At 43.7% G+C, this 21,403-nt stretch carries 23 protein-coding genes and 1 pseudogene; 7 read left to right on the forward strand and 17 right to left on the reverse strand.

Features of this window, described 5'->3' with window-relative positions:
- Positions 1–136: 136 nt before the first annotated feature.
- The 4 genes from NSQ16_RS18890 to NSQ16_RS18905 form a co-directional block, all read right to left on the reverse strand.
- Positions 137–901 carry a tyrosine-protein phosphatase gene (locus tag NSQ16_RS18890; RefSeq protein WP_029726032.1) on the reverse strand — a complete coding sequence of 255 codons (765 nt, stop codon included), beginning with the start codon at positions 899–901 and terminating at the stop codon, positions 137–139.
- Positions 902–953: 52 nt separating this feature from the next.
- Complete coding sequence (gene ptkA / locus NSQ16_RS18895) at positions 954–1,667, reverse strand: tyrosine-protein kinase PtkA (RefSeq protein ID WP_339232395.1); 714 nt, start codon at positions 1,665–1,667, stop codon at positions 954–956.
- Positions 1,657–2,403 carry a protein-tyrosine kinase activator TkmA gene (gene tkmA, locus NSQ16_RS18900; protein WP_003227811.1) on the reverse strand — a complete coding sequence of 249 codons (747 nt, stop codon included), beginning with the start codon at positions 2,401–2,403 and terminating at the stop codon, positions 1,657–1,659. Before tkmA ends, ptkA begins: the two co-directional genes overlap by 11 nt.
- Positions 2,404–2,637: 234 nt before the next feature.
- Entirely contained in the window at positions 2,638–2,781 is a 144-nt protein-coding gene (locus tag NSQ16_RS18905) for a hypothetical protein (RefSeq protein ID WP_003242876.1), read from the reverse strand.
- A gap of 203 nt (positions 2,782–2,984) precedes the next feature.
- Here NSQ16_RS18905 and NSQ16_RS18910 point away from each other — a divergent pair, with 203 nt between their 5' ends.
- Positions 2,985–4,595 carry an SWIM zinc finger family protein gene (locus NSQ16_RS18910; protein ID WP_338382450.1) on the forward strand — a complete coding sequence of 537 codons (1,611 nt, stop codon included), beginning with the start codon at positions 2,985–2,987 and terminating at the stop codon, positions 4,593–4,595.
- Positions 4,582–7,350 (forward strand): DEAD/DEAH box helicase, encoded by a 2,769-nt coding sequence (locus NSQ16_RS18915; protein ID WP_038427969.1) that lies wholly within the window; start codon positions 4,582–4,584, stop codon positions 7,348–7,350. Before NSQ16_RS18910 ends, NSQ16_RS18915 begins: the two co-directional genes overlap by 14 nt.
- A gap of 126 nt (positions 7,351–7,476) precedes the next feature.
- On the opposite strand, the gene ywpJ is transcribed toward NSQ16_RS18915, so the two are convergent.
- The 4 genes from ywpJ to ywpG form a co-directional block, all read right to left on the reverse strand.
- A complete protein-coding gene (ywpJ, locus tag NSQ16_RS18920) occupies positions 7,477–8,334 on the reverse strand; it encodes a phosphatase YwpJ (RefSeq protein WP_070547927.1) in 858 nt (285 codons plus the stop codon).
- Positions 8,335–8,339: 5 nt separating this feature from the next.
- Positions 8,340–9,116, reverse strand: a complete 777-nt coding sequence (gene glcR / locus NSQ16_RS18925) for a transcriptional regulator GlcR (protein WP_003244075.1) — start codon at positions 9,114–9,116, stop codon at positions 8,340–8,342.
- Between the two features lie 224 nt (positions 9,117–9,340).
- Positions 9,341–9,682, reverse strand: coding sequence for a single-stranded DNA-binding protein SsbB (ssbB, locus tag NSQ16_RS18930; RefSeq protein ID WP_014478203.1), 342 nt, complete (start codon positions 9,680–9,682; stop codon positions 9,341–9,343).
- A gap of 76 nt (positions 9,683–9,758) precedes the next feature.
- On the reverse strand, positions 9,759–10,142 hold the full coding sequence (ywpG, locus tag NSQ16_RS18935; RefSeq protein ID WP_014478204.1) for a DynA interaction protein YwpG: 384 nt from the start codon (positions 10,140–10,142) through the stop codon (positions 9,759–9,761).
- A 174-nt stretch (positions 10,143–10,316) separates the two neighbouring features.
- Between ywpG and NSQ16_RS18940 the strand changes: the two genes are divergently transcribed.
- The gene (locus NSQ16_RS18940) at positions 10,317–10,727 is read left to right on the forward strand and encodes a YwpF-like family protein (RefSeq protein ID WP_003227794.1); all 411 of its coding nucleotides are present in this window, start codon (positions 10,317–10,319) and stop codon (positions 10,725–10,727) included.
- Positions 10,728–10,866: 139 nt separating this feature from the next.
- Here NSQ16_RS18940 and NSQ16_RS18945 read toward each other — a convergent pair.
- Positions 10,867–11,259, reverse strand: a pseudogene (locus NSQ16_RS18945) (class A sortase); the annotation flags it as partial.
- A gap of 259 nt (positions 11,260–11,518) precedes the next feature.
- Here NSQ16_RS18945 and NSQ16_RS18950 point away from each other — a divergent pair.
- Positions 11,519–12,355, forward strand: a complete 837-nt coding sequence (locus NSQ16_RS18950; RefSeq protein ID WP_230488683.1) for a histidine kinase — start codon at positions 11,519–11,521, stop codon at positions 12,353–12,355.
- 46 nt (positions 12,356–12,401) lie between these two features.
- Here the strand turns inward: NSQ16_RS18950 and mscL are convergent, their stop codons facing one another.
- Together mscL and fabZ are read right to left on the reverse strand one after the other, a co-directional pair.
- Positions 12,402–12,797 carry a large conductance mechanosensitive channel protein MscL gene (gene mscL, locus NSQ16_RS18955; RefSeq protein ID WP_021445844.1) on the reverse strand — a complete coding sequence of 132 codons (396 nt, stop codon included), beginning with the start codon at positions 12,795–12,797 and terminating at the stop codon, positions 12,402–12,404.
- A 72-nt stretch (positions 12,798–12,869) separates the two neighbouring features.
- A complete protein-coding gene (fabZ, locus tag NSQ16_RS18960) occupies positions 12,870–13,295 on the reverse strand; it encodes a 3-hydroxyacyl-ACP dehydratase FabZ (RefSeq protein ID WP_003221796.1) in 426 nt (141 codons plus the stop codon).
- A 191-nt stretch (positions 13,296–13,486) separates the two neighbouring features.
- On the opposite strand from fabZ, the gene rapD reads away from it, so the two are divergent.
- A complete protein-coding gene (gene rapD / locus NSQ16_RS18965) occupies positions 13,487–14,551 on the forward strand; it encodes an aspartate phosphatase RapD (protein ID WP_048654784.1) in 1,065 nt (354 codons plus the stop codon).
- Positions 14,552–14,573: 22 nt separating this feature from the next.
- On the opposite strand, the gene flhP is transcribed toward rapD, so the two are convergent.
- From flhP to NSQ16_RS18990, 5 genes are all read right to left on the reverse strand, one after another.
- Positions 14,574–15,383 carry a flagellar hook-basal body complex protein FlhP gene (gene flhP / locus NSQ16_RS18970; protein WP_014478212.1) on the reverse strand — a complete coding sequence of 270 codons (810 nt, stop codon included), beginning with the start codon at positions 15,381–15,383 and terminating at the stop codon, positions 14,574–14,576.
- 32 nt (positions 15,384–15,415) lie between these two features.
- Entirely contained in the window at positions 15,416–16,228 is an 813-nt protein-coding gene (gene flhO, locus NSQ16_RS18975; protein WP_015251036.1) for a flagellar hook-basal body complex protein FlhO, read from the reverse strand.
- Positions 16,229–16,390: 162 nt separating this feature from the next.
- Positions 16,391–17,392: a cell shape-determining protein Mbl gene (gene mbl, locus NSQ16_RS18980; RefSeq protein ID WP_003227776.1), complete on the reverse strand. Its 1,002-nt coding sequence runs from the start codon at positions 17,390–17,392 to the stop codon at positions 16,391–16,393.
- Between the two features lie 165 nt (positions 17,393–17,557).
- Complete coding sequence (gene spoIIID, locus NSQ16_RS18985; protein ID WP_003221804.1) at positions 17,558–17,839, reverse strand: sporulation transcriptional regulator SpoIIID; 282 nt, start codon at positions 17,837–17,839, stop codon at positions 17,558–17,560.
- Positions 17,840–17,853: 14 nt separating this feature from the next.
- Positions 17,854–17,964 (reverse strand): protein usd, encoded by a 111-nt coding sequence (locus NSQ16_RS18990; RefSeq protein ID WP_010886628.1) that lies wholly within the window; start codon positions 17,962–17,964, stop codon positions 17,854–17,856.
- Positions 17,965–18,188: 224 nt separating this feature from the next.
- Here NSQ16_RS18990 and NSQ16_RS18995 point away from each other — a divergent pair, with 224 nt between their 5' ends.
- Both NSQ16_RS18995 and NSQ16_RS19000 read left to right on the forward strand, forming a co-directional pair.
- Positions 18,189–18,602, forward strand: a complete 414-nt coding sequence (locus NSQ16_RS18995; protein ID WP_003227771.1) for a MarR family transcriptional regulator — start codon at positions 18,189–18,191, stop codon at positions 18,600–18,602.
- 21 nt (positions 18,603–18,623) lie between these two features.
- Entirely contained in the window at positions 18,624–19,814 is a 1,191-nt protein-coding gene (locus NSQ16_RS19000; RefSeq protein ID WP_003227769.1) for an MFS transporter, read from the forward strand.
- A gap of 91 nt (positions 19,815–19,905) precedes the next feature.
- On the opposite strand, the gene NSQ16_RS19005 is transcribed toward NSQ16_RS19000, so the two are convergent.
- A complete protein-coding gene (locus NSQ16_RS19005) occupies positions 19,906–21,312 on the reverse strand; it encodes a right-handed parallel beta-helix repeat-containing protein (protein WP_230488594.1) in 1,407 nt (468 codons plus the stop codon).
- Between the last annotated feature and the right edge of the window lie 91 nt (positions 21,313–21,403).

The raw sequence follows: 21,403 nt of genomic DNA on the forward strand, positions 1-21,403 counted from the left end.
ATCCTATCATGAATGCGAATGATCTCCCGCATAGCCTGTCGGGTACAGCCTGTACAGATTTCTGAAATGTGATTCAACCATACAATACACTATTATATCGCTCTCAAAAAGAAAGTGGTGAAATGAGAATCGGCTGTTAAAAAAGACCAAACAATTTTCTTCTTTTGACCGGCTGCGGAGGCTGTCTGAAGATGGTCTGATTCCGCAGGAGAAGCTCTGCATTTTCCGTCAGCATATAAGGAAGTTCCGAGCCGAATTCTTTCTCTAGAACATAAAGAGCCTCTTGAGTGTGAAAATTTCTCGTTTTCACATTATGGGCATCTGAGGCTACGAAATGGATCAAATTGGATTCAACCAGCCGGAGAGAAAATGCTTTCAGCTGCTTGCCGAAGGTCCCCGCAAGACTTCCTGAAGTAATCTGAGATGCTGCTCCTTTTTCCACAAGATGATACAGCAAGGACGGGTTTTCGCGAATTTCCCTGTTGCGTTCAGGATGGGCGATAACCGGAATATATCCTTTCAGCTGCAAATCATAAAAAAGCTGCTCCGCATATCGGGGAACGTGATCAAACGGAAACTCAATCAAGATGTGTTTTGTATCATTCAGCGAAAGCAGCTGCTGTTTGGCAAGGTCTTGTTCCACCTCGCCGTAGATTCTGATTTCCTGTCCCGGAAGCACATGTAAAGGAATGTCTTCTTTGATTAAACGTTTGTTTAACTGATCTGCTGCTTCTCTGACTGCGGCTGGCTCGTTTTTATACACACCGTTGTTATGATGAGGTGTCGCAATGATCGTCCGGATTCCCTGACGAACAGCTGCTCTTGCCATTTCTATGCTGTCGGCCGAATCACCTGCCCCGTCATCCATTGCGGGAAGAATGTGACAGTGAATATCGATCATGTCCTAGCCCCCTTTTTTCGCAAAAATAAATAACGGGCACGATGCACGTTATTTATTTTTGCATGAAATTGTCCTTGTTTCCGTAATATCCGTATTCAGAGTGCTTCGAAAGCTTTTTGCCGTTCATAATCGCCCCAAGGAGCTTGCTTTTGCACGTTTCAAGCGCCTCTTTCGCTTTTGCGGCTTGTTCTTTTTCTGTTTTCCCGCTTGAAATAACCAGAACAGAACCGTCTGCCACGTTGCCTAAAATCTGTGCATCTGCTACGGCAAGAATAGGCGGCGTATCAAAAATGACCATATCATATGCCGCACACGCTTCGTCTGCAAGCTCCTTCATCCACTTCGAGGAGAGAAGCTCGGCCGGGTTTGGCGGGATCAGGCCGCTCGTCAGCACGTCAAGATGTTTTTCATTCGATGCTTGTACAGCCTGCTCCATAGAGCTTTTCTTTAATAAAACAGATGTTAAGCCAACCGTATTTTCAAGAAAAAAAGCCGTATGTACTGTTGGTTTTCGCAAATCAGCATCAATCAGGAGCACTTTTTTTCCCTGTTGGGCGAATACGACAGCCAGGTTGGCGGCCGTTGTTGATTTTCCTTCCCCCGGGCAAGCCGATGTAATCATGACTGATTTCATTTGCCGGTCCACTGAAGCAAATTCTATATTCGTGCGAATCGTCCGATATTGTTCAGAGTTCAAGGATTTCGGCTCTGTCATTGCAATGACATTTCTCCGCATCCGCGAGCCTCTGTTTTTTCTAAGCGCCAAAATGTCCACTCCCCGTTTTTTCAGATTGGAAACCCTGTAAGGTCTTAGCTGTTTTCTGCTCATTCGCAATGGTGGAAACTGTCCCTAAAACAGGTATGTCCAGCAAGGATTCGAGCTGCTCTTCCGATTTGATCGTATTATCCAAATGCTCAAGCAGGAAGGCCAGTCCGATGCTTCCCGCCAATCCGGCCGCAAACGCGATGGCAATGTTTAGTAGCGGCTTTGGCGATACAGGGGACGGATGTTCTGAAACCTCGGCTTTTGACAGAATGCTGACATTGTCAACATTCATAATGGATGTGATTTTGTCTTGAAAAACAGATGCTATAGTATTGGCAATATGAGCCGCTGTTTCCGCGTTTTCATCCCTGACTGATATGTTGACCACTTGGGAGTCCTGTTCGCTGGATACGGTAATTTTGTCATTCAGTTCTTGGGATGTCATCGACAGGCCCATTTCTTTAATGACTTCATCTAAGATGGCAGGGCTCTTAATGATGACATTGTACGTATTGATTAACTGAAGATTGGTTTGGACATCGTTAAATTGGACTTCTTTTCGTTCATTTTTCGATTGGTTGACCAGAATCTGAGTTGAATTTTCATAGATGGGTGTAAGTGCGAAGAAACTAATGAGTCCGCCGGCAGCAGTGGCAGCTGCGGTTACAATCATAATCAAAAGTATGCGTTTTGTTAACGTTGATAATATCTCTTTTAAGCTAGTAGATTCTCCCATGATACCTCCAAATCTCTTATAACATCCTTTTCCATTTACGATTATACAACGTTGAAACCGCATTTCTCCAGCTTTTCACGTGACATAATTCGACATTTTTTTACAAAACGATATGCTACTCTTTTTTATGTAAGCGCTATATTTACTGTGTTGACAGTGCTGTCTCATTTTCTCTTATTCGTGCAGTCACGTAATCTCGCATAAAAAAAATCCCGCTAAAGGCGTGCGGGATTTTTATGTTGCATATCCATTTTTAATATGAGAAATCAAATTTTCAAGCATTTCCTTCGTCGTCATCTCAGATGACTGCTCACCAATTTCATGTGCATGCATCAAAATTTTCAGAAATTCTTCTTGATTCAATTTCTTTTCACTCATCTTTTTTTTCCTTTCAGCTTCCATTAAGTTGAAAACACGATTATTATATGATGCTGGTTATCAATTTGCAATCTCTAATACATCATTCGACACATCCCATTTTTTATGTCCTTTTTTAGGAAAAACTTTTTAAGGCCGATGTGTTGCGATATAATAGAGAAATTGGATCTTTTTATTACGTGACTCGGTTAGGAGCGATAATCATGCTTCAGAATATGATTTCCAAAGACGATGTGCTGGCATCTGCTGAACAGTTAAAAGAACTTCTTCCTTACAATGAGGAAAATGTTCAGCTGATCAAAAAAGCCCTTATTTTATATCGGCAGGATTCAGTCTATCGTTTACAAGCAGTGAGTCCGACGGAAGTTACGGCTTACGTGCAGGATGTTGTGCCTGTGCGGGTCACATTGAACTTGTTTGTCATAGTCAAAAGCGGCTGTTCATGTCCGTCCGGAAGAATCTGCCGCCATATGCTGGCTGTGTTTTTATATGTATATGCAATGTTCGAGCGAGTGGGTACTTTTACAGAGTATTGGCTGGAGAGGGAAAAGCTTGAGGAAAGCAAAGAGCTCGTCCGCCGCCAGTTTCAGGAAAAGGTGCTGCCTAATGAAGAATCGCTTTCAAGCTGGCTTGCTTTTTTTGATTCAGAGTTTTCTCTCTGGCAGGCACGTACGCCAGAAGGCAGCCAAAACATGCAGGGCCTCTATTACGGCTACCTGTCCGCATTAAAAAAACATGCGCCGAACAAGCCGGAGCTGAAAAGCCTGTATCAGATTCATTCCGCGATTGCGGTTTGGCTTCGCATGTTCACATTGATTGAAGCAGGCAAGCTGAACCCCGAACAAGATTTTTATTCCCTCAATCCGTACGTTGAACAGCTGATGGATACAATCTACAGCTCTATTGATAAATTAAAAACATACGCGCTGTCTTTTGCGCTTGATCCGTTTTTGGATAAAACACCGGATGTTATCCGACATTTGCTGTTGAAAGAAGAAATTTTCCAATATGAACGCATCCGCGTCTTCGGTGAAATTTGGAGTGCACTGCTGTCGCGGCCAAAATGGGTGGCACGCGAACAGGAGATGTTGAAAAAAGAAGCAGGACGGCGTTTTTCTCCCGAATTGCAATTCGGGCGCCTGCATTTGGAATTCCTGCAAAAGAATGATGACGTTATTTTTGCGGAAGCGGATCAATTCCCACCGGAAGCGCTCCCTTATACGTTCCAATGGCTGAGTGAAATGACTGCCAAGAAGGACTGGAAACGGCTTAAAACATGGTACCAGCAAATTGAACCAATTGCGATGGGTTATACGAAGCTGGATAAGCCGTTTAAAGAGATTCGCGATGTGATCGGCGAGCTGTTCCTTCTGTTGAATGCCTATGTGAAGCAAACCAATGATCAAGCGCTGTTTGAACGCTTTGCCGCGGGCTGTCTGCCGTATACGTTCACAGAATACAGCCATCATTTATATGAAAAAAAACGCTATGCCGAGTGGATTGAAATTCATAGCCTTGTCGGCTTTTCCATCAATGAAATGGATAAAATGATGCTCAAGGAAATTGCAGCGAGCGACCCTGAGGCGCTTATACCGGCTTACCATAGAGAAGTGGCTTTTTTCATTGATCAGAAGAACCGCAGCTCGTACAAGGAAGCCGCCCGGTATTTGAAAAAATTGCGCACCCTGTACAAAAAAGCGAAAAAGCAGAAGGTGTGGGAGCGGTATATTCAGCTGCTGAGCTCGCATTACAAGCGCCTGCGTGCGCTTCAAGAAGAACTGCAGAAAGGAAAGTTGATTGATGGCGAGTCTTAAAGAAATTCTCATCCACGTCGAACAAATGGAAGATGGGTCATTTACGCTCTCAGCCTTTGATGAGAATGAGCAGCCTCTTCCCTACAGCCATATGAAAAAGCATTTGTTCCAATGGCATGAATCCTCATTTTACGGAACCTTTCTAGAGGATGTCAGCTTCATCGGGACGACTGCTGTCCTGCTATCTCCATGGATGACTGTAGAGCTTCTCGGCAAAAACTCGTTCAACTCATTCAGCTCCGTGCAGCTTACAGAAGAAACGGAGCCGCTGATCGAGGCGGCATCGACCATCTACGAATTTATCGCGGACGGCGATTTTATGCCTGACTATGACGCATGGACAAACGGTGTTTTTCGCTGGAAGGACCGCGATAATATACTGGAGGGCTTTACTGCGGAATGGTTTTCCGCTGCCGTACAGGATTACATCCAGTACGACGATGACCTGCGGGAGAAATGGGAACATATCAAGGAGAAATCGCCTGCGGTTACAACATTCCGCGGCCATTTTCTTGATGAAGAGGATTTTCTGGAAGGCATTGGCTGGATTGACGACCAATCTCCATTTACTGTCGGCTTGCGCTTAAATGAACCGGACTTTGACGGAGACGAATGGAAGATCGAGATGTTTTTACGCGATAAAAAGAGCGGCGCTGTAGAATTCTTTGACGGACTGAAAAGCCTCAAAAAATCGTGGCAGGCGTACAGCGATAAAATCGCGCGTGAGCAGGACCGCTTTCACAGAACGGTTCCGTGGCTGTCGTTTGATTCCGGGACAACGCTGATCTCGGAGGAAGAAGCCTGGATCTTCCTGTCAGAAGCAAGTGAGACGCTTGTCGATATGGGGGTAGAAATCCTCCTGCCGTCCTGGTGGCAGATTGTCAGAGACAGCAACATGATGCTGAAAGCAAAGGTGTCGTCCTCCCCGCGCGGCGAGTCATTTGTCGGCATGAATGCACTGCTTGATTTCAACTGGCGGTTTGCGACAAATGGAATTGAACTGACTGAGGCTGAATTTAATGAGCTTGTCGCCAGCAACAGGCGCCTTGTTAATATCCGCGGGCAATGGGTTAAAATCGATCCGCAGTTTATCAAACAGATGAAACGCCTGATGGAAAAAGCAGAATCAGAGGGACTCCACATGTCTGATATTCTGGCGCGTGAGCTAATGGATCAGCAGGATGGCGGACTTGAGGATTCGGATCTGATTGATACATCCGCTTTCGCAGGCATTCAGTTTGATCTGTCTAAACAGCTCAGGTCACTGATTCGAAAGCTCACTGCCGCGGAAAACCTGCCGGAGCACGAAGTCAGTCCTTCTTTCAAAGGAACGCTCCGCCCTTATCAGAAATACGGCATGAACTGGCTGCTGTTTCTGCGGGAAAGCGGTTTTGGCGCCTGTCTGGCTGACGATATGGGGCTTGGGAAAACGATTCAAATGATCGCCTATTTCCTTCACGTGAAGGAAAGCGGCCGGCAAAAAACGCCTCATTTGATTATTGCGCCGACATCCGTACTTGGCAACTGGCAGCGGGAGCTTCAAACCTTTGCCCCTGATCTGTCTGTCGCGCTCCATTATGGGCCGCGCCGGCCAAAGGGTGATGATTTCGCCGCGCATTATGAAAACGCAGACGTGGTGCTCACTTCATACGGTCTGTCACATGCCGATACTGAAGAGCTTACTTCTGTGACATGGAACACGATCTGCCTTGATGAAGCGCAAAATATTAAAAACGCGCATACGAAGCAATCACGCGCAATCAGGAAGCTGAAGGGGCTTCACCATATCGCGCTGAGCGGCACGCCGATGGAAAACCGACTGACTGAGCTGTGGTCTATTTTTGACTTCATGAATAAAGGCTACCTCGGCAGTTTGACCGGCTTCCATAAACGCTATGTGCTGCCGATCGAAAAAGACCGGGACGAAAAGAGAATCGGACAGCTTCAGCAATTAATCCGGCCATTCCTTCTCCGCCGGACGAAACGGGATGAAGAGGTCGCGCTTAATCTTCCTGAGAAGCTGGAAGAAAAAGAATTTATCCCTCTGTCAGCCGAGCAGGCATCCCTTTATGAGCAGCTCGTCAAAGACACTTTTGACCATATGACATCCCTGACCGGCATGCAGCGAAAAGCGCTGATCCTCAGCATGCTTGGACGGCTCAAGCAAATATGCGATCATCCCGCGCTTTATTTAAAGGAAGAGCAAACCGAGCTGCTGGCCGGCAGATCAGTCAAGCTCGAAAAATTGCTGGAACTGATGACAGCGATCCGCTCCCAAAACGAAAGCTGCCTGATTTTCACGCAATACATTCAGATGGGGAACATGATGAAGCGGCTGCTTGAAAAAACGTTCGGGGAACCTGTGCAATTTTTAAATGGGAGTCTCTCCAAGCAAGAGCGGGATACACTCGTTGAGAAATTTCAAAGGAAAGAATATCCGACACTGATTCTCTCACTCAAAGCTGGAGGCACCGGACTTAATTTGACCGCCGCCAATCACGTCATCCATTATGACAGATGGTGGAACCCGGCGGTTGAAAATCAAGCGACTGACCGTGCATACCGCATAGGCCAGGAGCGCTTTGTCCACGTTCATAAAATGATTACGACGGGAACAATCGAAGAAAAAATTGATGTCATGCTTGAATCCAAGCAAACCCTGAACGATCAAATTATCCAAAGTGAAAACTGGATTACCGAGCTTTCCACACAGGAGCTTGAAGAACTGTTTACATTAAGCGCTACAGCGCAATGATCATGACTAAAAAAGCTGGCTCTGATAGAGCCAGCTTTTTCCGTTCATAGCCGTCACGCCGAATCTCCAAAAAATCCGTTACGCCGGTTATATCAACAGGATGCGCTTTTGGAGCAGCACATATACCTACAGCAAATGTTTCATCATATGTGCGACACCATGTTCGTCATTGGTTAAGGTGACAGCATCGGCTATCGATTTGATGTCTTCCCGGGCATTGCCCATCGCTACACCTTTTCCCGCAGCCTCCAGCATCGATTTGTCATTTAAACTGTCACCTACAGCAGCGGTTTCCTCGAGCGGAATATTCAGCTGTTTTGCAAGCCTCTTCAGCGCCTGCCCCTTGGAAGCTTTGCGGGAAGAAAGCTCAAAGTTGTGCTCAGCCGAACTGACAAGCGTCAAATCTTCGGCATGCTCATATCTTTTCCAGCCTGCCTCAAGCTTTTCTTTGAAGAAAGAAAAGCCGAGAATATTGTAAAAATCGATTGGCTGATCGGCTTCAAACAGCTCTTGAAAAGAGTTAATGTAAGCAAAGCCCGATTGGCTGTATTGCACCTCGGCCGCCTGCTTAAGGACAGAAAGATCCGCTTCCGGGTTTGCGCTTCTAAATCTGTCCAGCTCAACATCAAGAAGTTCTCTGCCGTTTTGCGGTGTATAAATCGCTGAACCTGTGAATACCTCATAATAATAGTTTTCCGACTCAAGCCATGAGAGAATATCATACGCCCGTTTCTTATCAATCGTTTCGTGATGATAAAGCCTGCCGTCGGGATCGTGAATGACGGCGCCGTTTGCACTGATGACCCATGTTTTGATCCCCAGCGGTTCAAAGATTGACATGACGTCAAAATGAGCGCGCCCAGTTGACACCACCACTTCAATGCCGTCCAGCTGCGCCTGCCGCAGTGCGTTTTCATTTTCCAAGCTTACCTGATGCTTACTGTTGAGTAAGGTTCCATCTAAATCAATCGCAATTAATTTCACGTTTGTCAGTCCTTTCCTTCATCCTGCTCTGTCACGAGAAGCTCAACGCCGTTTCGGTCAAGCAAGTCACAAAATGCCTGATTCGGCAGCCTGTCTGTAATCAAAAGGTCGATTTCATTCAGCTCCGCATACTGATAAAAACTGGTGCTGCCCAGCTTCGAATGATCTGCAAGCGCGATGACCTGCTTTGCCTGCTGTATCATTTTCCGCTTCACCATGCCATCCTCTTCATGCGCAATTGTAATGCCATGTTCGGAAATACCGACCACACCAATCAGCGCTTTATCAACATGGTAGCTTGAGAGCTTTTCAATCACAGAGGACCCGTACAGAAAGCGGTGCTCCTTTTCCAGCTTGCCTCCCAGCAGATAAATTTCAATTCCCTCTTTATCGGACAGCACATCCGCAAGATTAATCGAATTGGTGATTACCGTACAATCAACCGCATTCAAGTGCTTTGCACATGCCTGAACAGTTGTAGAGGCGTCTAAAATCACCCGGTCACCATCATGAATAAGCGATGCTGCAAGCCTGCCGATCTTATTTTTTTCCTCAGACACTGTTTTCAGGCGGCCGGAATAGCTTTGAATTTTCTGATGCACAGTCGGTAAAATGGCGCCGCCTCTTGTGCGGATGATGGCATTCTGTTCCTCAAGTTTCACAAGATCTCGTCGCGCTGTATCCCTTGACACTTGCAGGAGCGTACAGATCTGCTCCGTTGTAATTCGGTTATGCTGTTTTAAAAAATCCAAAATCGCTACTAATCTTTCTTCTTGGTACACGCCCTCATTCCTTTTCTCAGCAATCATTTATAAGTAATTATAAGTTTTTATTTAATTTTATTCAACATTAATAAGTGATTTTAAGTAAAAATGCGTCGAGAGAACCAATTTTTCCTAAGTGGACAAAAAGAAAGAACCAGTCTGGTCGACTGGTCAATTTTGAGGGGATGATGCGAAGATTCGGATAATAGTGAATGGATAGATAACGGGAGGAGCAAGGGGTGTCAATCAGCAGCTTTTTCCCGGGGTTTAGGGTCCATAAAACGAACAGTGTCAGCCAACACTTCTGTTACATACACGTTAACGCCTTCCGCGTTTTCATAGCTTCTTGTCTGAATCCGTCCGCTTACGCCGACGAGAGAACCTTTTTGGCAATACAACGCCGTGTTTTCAGCTGTTTTTCTCCAAAGTGTGCAATTGACGTAATCAGCTTCGATTTCACCTGAAGCATTCTTGAAGCTGCGGTTCACCGCGAGCGTAACATGTGCAACTGCCGCACCGGCGGAAGTGTAGCGAAGATCAGGATCTTTTGTAAGACGTCCGACAAGCATGACCTGATTGAACATGCGATTCCTCCTCTCCTTGCGGTTGTATGTATTGTAAATGATGCAACAAGAAAAGAAAAACGCTTAAAAATGGCTTTCAGCCTCTGTTTTTATCTTTCGTTTTCATTTTTCCTTCAGCTAAAAACATCTTTTGCTTTTTTCCTTTGAAGAAATATGTACTTTTTAAAAAACGGAAAAAGATTTGCTTTGTCAGCCAGTTTTGCGTATTCATGCGCACATAGGAAGAGCCATCCCACGCAAACCACTGAAAGCTCAATTTTTTTTCCGGCATTGACAGCTTGATTTTATACTGCTCCATGCCATCTTGTGTTTCGTATAAAAAACTTATTCTTCCTTTTTTGTTCAGATGAACCTCAAACACTTCTTTACGGCTTAACATATATGTTACTTCCTTTTGAATCAAATGGCTTTCAGAAGGAGCGCCGTCAATATAAATTTCTTTTAAACGAAATTGATTCATACCACATCTCTCCGTAATCCATAGTCAGTTACAGTATAATGAAAAAATAGAAATTATTAAATGTTTCGCTCATACAAAATTCTTTAGCCCCAGCATTGCAGGATTTTTTCCTCGAAAACGTTTATGTTATAATGGAAGGCAAGAAAACTTTGGAAGTAATCGGGGTGAGAAGAAATGAAAACCTTTAAACTGGTTGACCTGAATGTGGAACGAGTGGACAAGGAAGAACAATCAATCGAACAGTTTCCCCTTATTGACGGACTGATTATAAATAAAGAAGACGGTGAAAATCACTGGCTGATTGAGGCGCTTGTACAGAAAGAACATCTGTCTTTTTTTGAACAGCTTCAAAACAGCCAATCTGAAGCCAAAGTATTTGTAACGATCACGAAAAAAAGCAATCGCCCCGCCCAGCTGACAGCAGCAGTGAAAAATATCGTCAAGCTGGAAGAAAGCATCCAGGTTTTACTCTATGGACAAATGGTCACAAGAAAACAGCAGGGCACTGAAACCATTCTCGAGTCCCTTGTAAAAGAGGGCTATACAGGAACAAAACTCATTGAAGCATTTAAGCAAAAGTTATAAATATGAGGGGGCATGTTCCCCAAAACAGACACAGAACCGAAGAGCATCACAATAGACATTTAGAATAGATATGTTCTGCATGAGAAAAGCTGCCGTTTTGAACGGCAGCTTTTCTCTTCGTGCTTTCACTCTTGCATATTTAATTTGTATGGCCAAAAGAATCAACCAATTTCCCTTTCACAACAAGGCGCCCTTCAGTTTTGACAGCCTTGTCACATGTGATTAACGTAATCTCTTTTTTGTTTGTCTCTTCAACTACATCTGCATCCATTTCCGATATGATGTCTTTAGATGTTACAGAATAGATATAATCCTTTTTAAAATCCGTGATGACAATTTGGGCACCTGTTTTTATGTTTTCCAGAGGTCCGAACAGAAGATTCTTTTGCTTCAAATGATGGCCCGCCAACGGATAATTTCCCTCACCCATTTTTTGATCCGGGCGCATTGTTGCCGCCCCTATCAAAAGATTTTCATTGGTTGTGCCTTTTACGATCGGAAGCTCCAGATCGACACTTTTAATTGTTATCCGCCGCCTTGATTGTGAAGTAAAAATAAGTATATTTCACATGCTTTCGACGTTCTCCACTTGATTGGAATGCTTTAATGGCGATCCCGGCATCTGTAGCTTCAGGCTTTCCTTCAGAGGAATCAGAAATCTCAAACTCTATTTTCTCAGTGTTCAGCACCTAACCGGCTGGCGCTTTCGTTTCAACAAAAGCGTATTGTCCCGGTGCAAGACCTGAAGCTGTGACTTGATGATGCCGGATATGACTGGTTTCGAAGTCTGTATGAAAATTCGCGAACGATTCAGCATGGTTGATCTTCCGGTTCTGATCATTACAGCTGCCATTATCGGCCATGACAAATACAAGGCTTTTCATGCCGGAGCGAATGACATTTTGCAAAAACCTTATCATTACTCTGAATTTATGGCGCGTATTCAAAACCTGATCATGATGAAACATACAGCAAATCAAGCCACAAGAATGGAAATGGCGTTTCTCCAGTCGCAAATCAAGCCTCATTTTCTTTATAATGTATTAAACACGATTATTTCTCTCACTCATTTGGATATTGAAAAGGCCCGGGAGGTAACAGAGGAATTTACCAACTATTTAAGAATGAGTTTTGACTTTCAAAATACATCAGCCATCAGTTCCTTCAGACATGAGCTTTCAATTATCAATTCCTATCTTTCTATAGAAAAGACGCGATTCGGTAATCGGCTTGAGGTTCTTTTCGATATAGATGAAGACATTGACTTTATCCTTCCGCCTTTAATGATTCAGCCCTTGGTGGAAAATGCCGTTCTTCATGGTGTCAGCAAGAAAAGAGGCGGAGGATGGATCAAACTGACAGCTAAAAAACAAAGCAAAAATGAGTATCACATCAAAGTAGAGGATAACGGTCCCGGGATAACTCCGGAAAAACAAATAGATCTCTTATCAACGGATTTTGATCGCAGCGTCGGATTGAAAAATATCAATCAGCGGCTGAAACATTTTTGCGGAAGCGAGTTGATGATCAGCAGCACTCCGGATGCAGGCACCTCTGTCTCAATGCTCATTCATCTCGCTGAAACAACAGAAAGCCCCGCGGGACTGAAGGACACAGAACGAACCTAAACGAAAATTGAGATAAAAAAAGACGCCGTTTCTAACGGCATCTTTTTTATTCCGGCGACTTTGCTTGCTGCTTCAGCAGGTCTCTGATTTCTTTCAGCAGCTCCTCCTGCGCATCCACCGCTTCCTCCGCAGCCTCTTCTTCTGCTGCTTCTTTTTTGCGCCTTAACCCATTCAAAGTCCGAATGACGATAAAAATGGAGAACGATATAATTAAGAAGTTCACAATCGTCTGTATAAAGCTGCCATACTTCACTACAGCATCGCCAAACGTAAACGACAGGCCTGAAAAGTCAAGCCCTCCCAGCAGCAAACCGACCAAAGGCATAATGATATCATTTACTAGAGATGTGACGATCTTTCCGAAAGCGCCGCCTATCACAACACCAATCGCAAGGTCTACGATATTCCCCCGCATGGCAAAGGCTTTAAATTCATTCCACATACAATCACCTGCTTTTCTATATTTGTAAAGAAAAAAAGACAAATGTGCCGCTGGCCATCTGCCTTTTTTCAATTATTCTCCGAGGGCAAAAGTCAGTTCTACTTCGCAAACGACTTCGCCATCAACTGTGGCAACGCCTTTTCCGCGCCCGATTGTGCCGCGGGCACGAATGATTTCAACCTCAAGGTGAAGCTGGTCACCAGGCTTGACTTGTTTTTTAAAGCGGCAGTTATCAATGCCTGCAAAAAAAGCCAGTCTGCCGCGGTTTTCTTCTTTAATCAACATCGCAACAGCTCCGACTTGAGCGAGTGCTTCTACGATTAATACGCCGGGCATAACTGGGTACTGAGGAAAATGTCCGTTAAAGAACTCTTCATTAGCGGTTACATTTTTATAGCCTTTTGCCCGTTTGCCCTCTTCAACTTCCGTAATCCGATCCACAAGCAAAAACGGATAACGGTGAGGAATAATTTCTTTAATTTGCTGAGTATCAAGCATTGTCTTGACATCTCCTTCATCTGCATTAGTATGTATAGCAATCATCAAAGATCCAATCTGTACATTTGAAAAGTATATTATGAATTAATCTCTTTTTCAACCGCGCTAAAATGTAACCAACTGTCAATGAGAGCCGTCAAAAGTTATGATATGATAATTATAGATTTTACCAATAGCAAAGAGGTAGGAAAATGATTTCGAAGTTTATTGAAAAAAGAATGCTAAACATGTTAGACGAGTGGTATTCCGCAATGAGCAAACGCAAAATGAATCACGTTTGCACACTGAAAGAGAAAATTGACCAGCACCTTCCGAAGATCAAAAAGAACACAAAACTTTGGATGCGTTATCAATTGTTTCAGGCCCGCCATCAGCTGCTTTTTGAAAACCAGAACGGACTCGATTCATTGTTCGATGACCTATATGGCCTGGAAGACAAAATGGATGATGAATTGAAATATTATCTGTATTTTTTCTCTGGGTTATATGAGATGGTAAAAACAGCTCCGAAACATGCAGTACATCATTTTAAAAAAGCTGAACAGTACCTGGCCGCCATTCACAATACGTTTGAAGCCGCTGATTTATATTATCAAACCGCCGGCGCCTATTACTTGATGAAATCACCGCCGCTTTCCATCCAATACGTCAAAAAAGCATTACACATCTATTTACACCAATTCGGCTATATCAAAAAGGTAATCACCTGTAAACTTTTGCTCGCCGTGAATTATATTGATCAAGAACGCTATGAAAAAGCTGAACAGCTTTTCAAAGAAATCATTAAAAAAACCCAGCAACTACATGACGAAAACCTGCTATGCCATGCTTATTATAACCTTGGCTTTTTAAAAGCGACCGAGAAAAAAGACCAGGAAGCGCTTCTTTACTTTAGAAAAGTATTAAAGAATCAAGAATTTGAAATGAATTCACCAGTCTCATATCTTCATTGTGTGTACGAGTCTGTCAGAGCGCTTTTTAAAACAGGGAACATCACAGAAGCTAAAGCCGTCCTTCAAAAAGGAAAAGAATTATCTGAAAAGGTAGACATTCAAACCATTTATTTAAAATTAAAAACGCTTGAAGCCCTCTACACATCAGCCGAAGACCCTTATGAGCAGCTGCTCGAATATGTGCTTGAATTAGAAAAAATCGAGGCGTGGGTGGATTTAGAAGTGCTGTTAGAAGATATTACGGAATACTACAAAAAAAAGGACGATTTCGAAAAAGCCGCTTTTTTTATCATGCGCGGCTGATTGAAAAACGCCCATTTTCTTATTATCTGACTGAATTGATTAAACCGAGCATTTGATCTCCCATTGTGATCGTTCTGCTGTTCAGCTGATATGAACGCTGGGACGTGATCAAATCTGTCATTTGTTCTGAAATATCGACATTGGACATCTCAAGTGAGCCCTGCTGCATGCCGATGTTTTGTCTATTAGCGCCGTTTAGCTCTTCAAAAGCTGCCGCATTATCAATAGAGAAAAGGTTATTCCCTTCGGATTTCAGCTCTTGAGGGTTATTCACTTGGACAACGCCAAGATTAAACCGCTGAACCGCGTTTCCGTCAGATGCGGTTAAGGTGCCGTTCTTATTGATGGTGATATTCTTCATTGAGCTGTCGATGTTCACTGTATTGCCGTTCTCATCAAGTACGGGATACCCATTTCCAGTGACGAGCTGCAGCTGGTTGGCATTCGCAGCAGACGGCGTTACATACAGCGCCCCGTCCCTCGTATACTGGCGGTTTCCATTTACATTTACCTGAAGATACTGGTATGGAGACGTAAATGCGATATCCAGATCGCGATCGGTCTTCTGAATGCTTCCTTGATCAGAGACCAGGCGTGAATTCATCATCGCTCCGACGCCAAGGCGTAAGCCGGGCGGCGTTTTTCGGGCTTTTGCCACTTCCTCGTTTTTTTCATCAACCTGATCGAATTGCTGTCTGACAAGCTCAGAAAAATTCGTATCTTTTGCCTTATAGCCGGTTGTGTTGCTGTTTGAAAGGTTGCTGCTGATTGTGTCAATCTGCTGCTGCAGCTGGTTTAAGGTTGTTGATGCCGTTAGCATTGACCTGAGCATAGTTGATGTCCCCCGTTTTTTCTTCCGTTATCTTAAATTTTTCCAATTTCATTTGCTGCTTTATCCATACTTTTATCGTAAGCCTGAATAACCTTCTGATTCGCCTCAAACGATCTGTACGCTTCAGTCATTTCTGTATAGGCGCTTGTCACATCCACGTTTGAAAGCTCTGAGACGCCTTGTTTTAATGAATAGGATACCTGATTGTTTCCGGCTGCGCTTGGCAGATCATTACCGTCCGCCGTGCTGTACAAATCATTTCCGTCCCGTTTGAGATTGCGGACATCTTCCGCCATTCTGACATCAATCTGGCCGGCTGTGCGTCCGTTCGTTGTCACAGTACCGTTTTCAGACACAGTGAAATTCTCATTATCAACAGTGATTGGCTGGCGATCCGTCGATAAAATAGGGCGTCCGTTGATCGTCAGCTGATTGTTCTCATTTAGTGAAAATGTGCTGCTTTTTGAATAACGGATTCCATCCGCTGTTTGAACCGGATAAAACAGAGCAGCTTTTTCATTGGTTTCCGCATTCATCGGAACTTGATTTTCGATCAATGCAATGTCTGTAGGCTGGTCTGTGGACTTCAGGCTTCCCTGTGTAAAGAGAGGCTTGAGCTCCTGCATATATACTCCGGTATTCACGGAACCGATTTCCGTCCTTGATGTCCCGGCCGGAGATTTTGATTCTATTCTGCTGAGCAGCATCTCAGGGAACGCGCGCATAGAGCCTTGATCAGCTTTATATCCTGATGTATTTGCGTTAGCAATATTATTTGAAAGCATTTCCGTTCTTCGCTGCTGGGCAATCATTGCGGATGTTGCTGTATATAATCCTTTTAACAAATTTCCCACCTCTAAAAATGGCATTTTTTCCAGTTGTCATATAGGAACGTTCGTTCTATAATAAAAACTCAGTATTTTATCCTATTATCGTCATTTAACATCTTTTCGTGAAGGCTTTTTCATAAAAAAACCTCATTCTTTTTCAGAATGAGGTTTGTGAAATCAGCTTAGTTTGCGTTTAGGAAGCTTGTCCATATTATCAAGCATGACACCTGTGCCGATGGCTACGCAATCCATAGGATTTTCAGCAACAAGGACCGGTACCTTCAGCTCTTCAGCAAGCAGCTGGTCAAGGCCGTTTAAGAGCGCGCCTCCGCCGGTAATAATAACGCCGCGGTCAATAATATCAGCAGAAAGTTCAGGCGGTGTTCTTTCGAGTACTTGTTTCGCAGCCTGAACAATAACAGCGACAGATTCACGAAGGGCTTCTTCAACTTCTTTACTGTTTACTGTAATTGTTCTTGGAAGACCGGAAACCATGTCCCGTCCGCGAATGGAAATTTCCTCGTGACGTGCGTCTGGGAAAACAGTTGCGACTTTAATCTTAATATCCTCCGCAGTACGTTCACCGATCAGCAGCTTGTACTCGCGTTTGATATAATTTAAGATTTCCATGTCAAACTTGTCCCCAGCCATTTTAATAGAAGAGGAGGTGACAATATCGCCCATTGAAATAACCGCGATATCCGTCGTCCCGCCTCCGATGTCTACAACCATGTTACCGCTTGGCTGGAATATTTCCATACCCGCGCCGATAGCGGCAACTTTAGGTTCTTCTTCAAGGTACACATGTTTCCCGCCGCTTTTTTCTGCAGCTTCTTTAATTGCTTTTTGCTCAACGGATGTAATATTCGTCGGGCAGCAAATGAGCATGCGCGGCTTTGAGAACAGGCCTTTTACATTCAGCTTGTTAATAAAATGTTTCAGCATGGCTTCTGTTACTTCAAAGTCAGCAATAACTCCGTCTTTCAGCGGGCGAATCGCAACAATATTCCCAGGTGTACGTCCAACCATTCGTCTTGCCTCTTCGCCAACCGCCAGCACTTTGCCGCTGTTTTTATCAAGTGCAACAACGGAAGGTTCATTCAGAACAATTCCTTTACCTTTAACATGGATCAGTACATTTGCAGTACCGAGGTCAATACCAATATCCCTTGCAAACATCTATTTATATCCTCCTTGAAAATCTGTTTCACAGTAAATATCCACATTGTGCCCTAATTATATATATTATCATAAAATATAGAAAAAAAGTTGGAAGCACAATAAGTTCTTTACAAATTTTTGCGGATGTTTTATGAACGATTTCAAGAAGGCAATGCCAGGTGATTACGATTGCTGAACAGGCTCTCCTTCGAGAATTTCATCTTTTTTATATTTGAGCTTTGTCGCTTCTCCTCCTCTTAAATGCCTGATGGATTTATGATAATCGAGTATTTCTTTCACTTCGTTTGCCAAGTCGGGGTTAATTTCAGGCAGACGCTCTGTTAAATCCTTGTGTACTGTACTTTTGGAAACACCAAATTCCTTCGCAATGACACGAACGGTTTTCTTTGTCTCCACGATGTACTTCCCTATCTTGATTGTTCGCTCTTTGATGTAATCGTGCACACCACTCGACCTCCCTAAAATGGATGTGAGAAGTGTGAAATGAGATCCGTATTCTGTAAAGAGTCGTTCATTATGCCGCTTCTTCGTTGTATGGTTTTAAAAGTAAGTTTGTGAAATATGCCCACGATCCCTCACCTCAAACACTCTCTTTGTTAGGTTTGTAACAGTGTATTAGCATTCTTTTGGGAATATGCTAAAAACTCAATAAGGACAAGGGGTGAAACAAACTTTTTCAGATTCAGCAAACTATTTCGCGTCACTAAATTTTCATCTTTACAACTATTGATCGCTCCTGTAAAATGAAATAAGCAATTAGTTACTTAGGTAAGTTTTTTAGAAGGAGACCGACATGTCCTACGTCAACAGACACCTCATTCATCAAATCAACCAAAGCGCCCGCCTGATTGCCAAGAAAGCCAATGAACAGCTAGAGCCATTCGGCCTTTATTCATCTCAATGGTCAGTTTTATATTGTTTGCGTACGATCGGACCAATGACTCAAAAAGAGATTTGGTCCTATTTAAATGTGGAAGCGCCGACTGTGACTCGGACGATCAAACGCCTGGAGGAGAACGGCTGGGTTCAGAGACGGCAAGGTGAAGACAAACGGGAAAAACTTGTTGTCCTCACAAAAGAAGCCGAGAAAAAATACGAAGAAATCAATGTGAAAATGCTGAAATTCGAGGAAGAGCTGCTTGCTGATTTCCGGGATGAAGATAAAGAAGCTTTTTCTCATTTATTCCGCATGTTTTTACAACAATGAAAATAAGGAAGTGACATACATTTGAAAAAAGCGGATGCGATATGGACCAAGGATTTTATTATGGTCCTGCTTGTCAATTTATTTGTGTTTGTGTTCTTTTATACATTTTTAACTGTATTGCCGATCTATACGCTGCAAGAGCTTGGCGGCACAGAATCACAAGGCGGGCTTTTAATCAGCCTGTTCCTTCTGTCTGCGATCATTACACGGCCTTTCTCCGGAGCCATCGTTGAGCGTTTCGGGAAGAAAAGAATGGCGATTGTATCAATGGCGCTCTTCGCCCTATCATCTTTTCTGTATATGCCGATTCATAACTTTTCCCTGCTGCTCGGATTGCGGTTCTTCCAAGGAATTTGGTTCAGCATTTTAACGACTGTTACAGGTGCAATTGCCGCTGATATTATTCCAGCCAAACGGCGCGGTGAAGGGCTTGGATACTTTGCCATGTCTATGAACCTCGCTATGGCGATCGGACCTTTCCTTGGTCTGAATTTGATGAGAGTGGTAAGCTTTCCTGTATTCTTTACAGCCTTTGCGCTGTTTATGGTTGCGGGCTTACTTGTTTCGTTCTTGATAAAAGTGCCGCAAAGTAAGGACAGCGGTACGACTGTATTCCGTTTTGCGTTCTCGGATATGTTTGAAAAGGGCGCACTCAAAATTGCGACGGTCGGTTTGTTTATTTCTTTCTGTTATTCAACAGTCACATCATATCTGTCTGTATTCGCCAAATCAGTTGACCTTTCGGATATCAGCGGATATTTCTTTGTTTGTTTTGCGGTGACAATGATGATTGCACGCCCGTTCACAGGGAAATTGTTCGACAAAGTCGGACCGGGCATTGTCATTTATCCATCAATCCTGATTTTCTCTGTTGGACTCTGCATGCTGTCCTTCACACATAGCGGCTTAATGCTTCTGCTTTCAGGGGCGGTTATCGGTCTTGGCTACGGATCAATCGTTCCTTGCATGCAAACATTGGCGATTCAGAAATCTCCGGCTCACCGCTCCGGTTTTGCAACGGCAACGTTCTTTACCTTCTTTGACAGCGGAATTGCTGTAGGATCGTATGTATTCGGATTGTTTGTAGCATCTGCCGGCTTCTCTGCCATTTATTTAACAGCGGGGCTGTTCGTTTTAATTGCTCTGCTTCTCTATACGTGGAGCCAGAAAAAACCTGCAGAGGCTGAAGGAAAAGTGTCTATTGCAGAATAAATTTCAGGCTGCCGGGAAATCCCGGCAGTCTTTTTTGCATATAAAAAACGGCGTCCCTCTCGGTTGAACGAGAGAACGCCGCTTATAGCAATTATTCAATGACAGGCCGCGCAGGTGAATCAGGATCTAACGAAAAATCATAGGACGCTTCATCACGAAACATCGGATCGGCATAAATGGATTGCTGATCGTTTTTTGTTGCTTTTCGATACGAAGAGAATGAATCATATTCTTTCTTTTTCCACATCCATATGCCGTCTTGATCCGCTTCCTTGTGGTACACGTTATGATTGACCGTATTTCCTTCATTTTCTGTAAAATCGTTTCCGATAAATAATCTGGAATCACCGGCGGTCAATATATTCTTTTCAATTGTGTTGTTTTTCGTATCGTACTGCAGCAGCAGCTGTCCGCCGTACAGTCCCTTTGTGTCATTCCGGTACATAATATTGCGGGCAATCAGAGAATTGCTGGTGCCGCCCCGCTTTTTGTCATATCCTCCGATTGAAATACCGGTGTACGCATTGTTGTACACTTTGTTGTCTGTGATCTGAATGGCATTTGCATACTTTCCTTTGTGTTCAGACGTTGCTTCAATCCCAATATCGTTATCGTAAACTGTGTTGTTCTTAATGTCGATATCGTGTCCTCCATCGACATAAATCCCGCCCGCTGAGTATTCATCTCCATAAGCAGGATTGCCGTAAGTCGAGTTTTGATAAACTGTATTGTTTTCTACGACTCCGTTTCGCACGTAATCGTTTTTATCCGCGGTTCCCTCATAACCAATTAGATCAATCCCGATGTTATTATTGTTGCGGACCACATTGCCTGCAACTGTGAAGCCGTCGATATTACCGTTCAGCACAACTGCTTCACTCGCTCCAAGCGTCAGTTTCTCAACTGTATTGTCCTCGATTCGGATGTCTTTCATGCTGCCAGTCCCATAAACTGCGATTCCGTGAGCATTTCCTTCATCCGCTGTTGTCTTAATCCCCCGGATGTGATTATCCTTAATGGCGATATGACTGCTGGACCCTGATACATAAATCCCTATAGCAGTTGCTTCCTCAGATGAAACAGAAAGATCTTGAATTGTTAAACCGCTGATGGCAATGTCATGTTTATCGTGAATACGAATAAGCGGTGTTTCATATTCAGCGTCCGCAACGGATTCACCGCTAATCACGACGTTTTCATTTTCATAGTTTCGGAATGTGATAGGCTTTCCGTCCGTACCGCTGTGCTTTACATCAAGGGTCTCATGATACGTGCCCTCCCGAATCATGACAGTTGTGCCGGCAGCAGCCTTCTCAGATGCGTGTGCCAATGTACGAAACGGCTTTTCTTTTGTTCCTTCATTTTGATCACTGCCATTTGGCGAAACATACAGATAATCCCCAGATCCTTCCTCATTCGCTTTTGTCTTATCATAAACGAAAGCGAGGATGACAGACGTTAAAACACCCGCCAAAAGAATAAAATACCATTTTCTCATTTTCGATTCCCATTTCGTTTTAGAATAGATTTCTAAAACCATTATAAATGTTCTATTTATGGAAAACCATTTCAAAAATATGAAAATATAC

Source organism: Bacillus sp. PS108 (assembly GCF_037963335.1).
Classification (GTDB): Bacteria; Bacillota; Bacilli; order Bacillales; family Bacillaceae; genus Bacillus; species Bacillus subtilis.

Coding starts and splice junctions, on each gene's coding strand:
- flhP (WP_014478212.1), bottom strand. CDS start 15,383: ATGCTCAGGTCAATGCTAACGGCATCAACAACCTTAAACCAGCTGCAG.
- mbl (WP_003227776.1), bottom strand. CDS start 17,392: ATGTTTGCAAGGGATATTGGTATTGACCTCGGTACTGCAAATGTACTG.
- NSQ16_RS18995 (WP_003227771.1), top strand. CDS start 18,189: ATGTCCTACGTCAACAGACACCTCATTCATCAAATCAACCAAAGCGCC.
- NSQ16_RS18940 (WP_003227794.1), top strand. CDS start 10,317: ATGAAAACCTTTAAACTGGTTGACCTGAATGTGGAACGAGTGGACAAG.
- fabZ (WP_003221796.1), bottom strand. CDS start 13,295: ATGCTTGATACTCAGCAAATTAAAGAAATTATTCCTCACCGTTATCCG.
- ywpG (WP_014478204.1), bottom strand. CDS start 10,142: ATGAATCAATTTCGTTTAAAAGAAATTTATATTGACGGCGCTCCTTCT.
- ssbB (WP_014478203.1), bottom strand. CDS start 9,682: ATGTTCAATCAGGTCATGCTTGTCGGACGTCTTACAAAAGATCCTGAT.
- tkmA (WP_003227811.1), bottom strand. CDS start 2,403: ATGGGAGAATCTACTAGCTTAAAAGAGATATTATCAACGTTAACAAAA.
- NSQ16_RS19005 (WP_230488594.1), bottom strand. CDS start 21,312: ATGAGAAAATGGTATTTTATTCTTTTGGCGGGTGTTTTAACGTCTGTC.
- NSQ16_RS18910 (WP_338382450.1), top strand. CDS start 2,985: ATGCTTCAGAATATGATTTCCAAAGACGATGTGCTGGCATCTGCTGAA.
- NSQ16_RS18915 (WP_038427969.1), top strand. CDS start 4,582: ATGGCGAGTCTTAAAGAAATTCTCATCCACGTCGAACAAATGGAAGAT.
- NSQ16_RS18890 (WP_029726032.1), bottom strand. CDS start 901: ATGATCGATATTCACTGTCACATTCTTCCCGCAATGGATGACGGGGCA.
- NSQ16_RS18905 (WP_003242876.1), bottom strand. CDS start 2,781: ATGAGTGAAAAGAAATTGAATCAAGAAGAATTTCTGAAAATTTTGATG.
- rapD (WP_048654784.1), top strand. CDS start 13,487: ATGATTTCGAAGTTTATTGAAAAAAGAATGCTAAACATGTTAGACGAG.
- NSQ16_RS18950 (WP_230488683.1), top strand. CDS start 11,519: ATGAAAATTCGCGAACGATTCAGCATGGTTGATCTTCCGGTTCTGATC.
- mscL (WP_021445844.1), bottom strand. CDS start 12,797: ATGTGGAATGAATTTAAAGCCTTTGCCATGCGGGGGAATATCGTAGAC.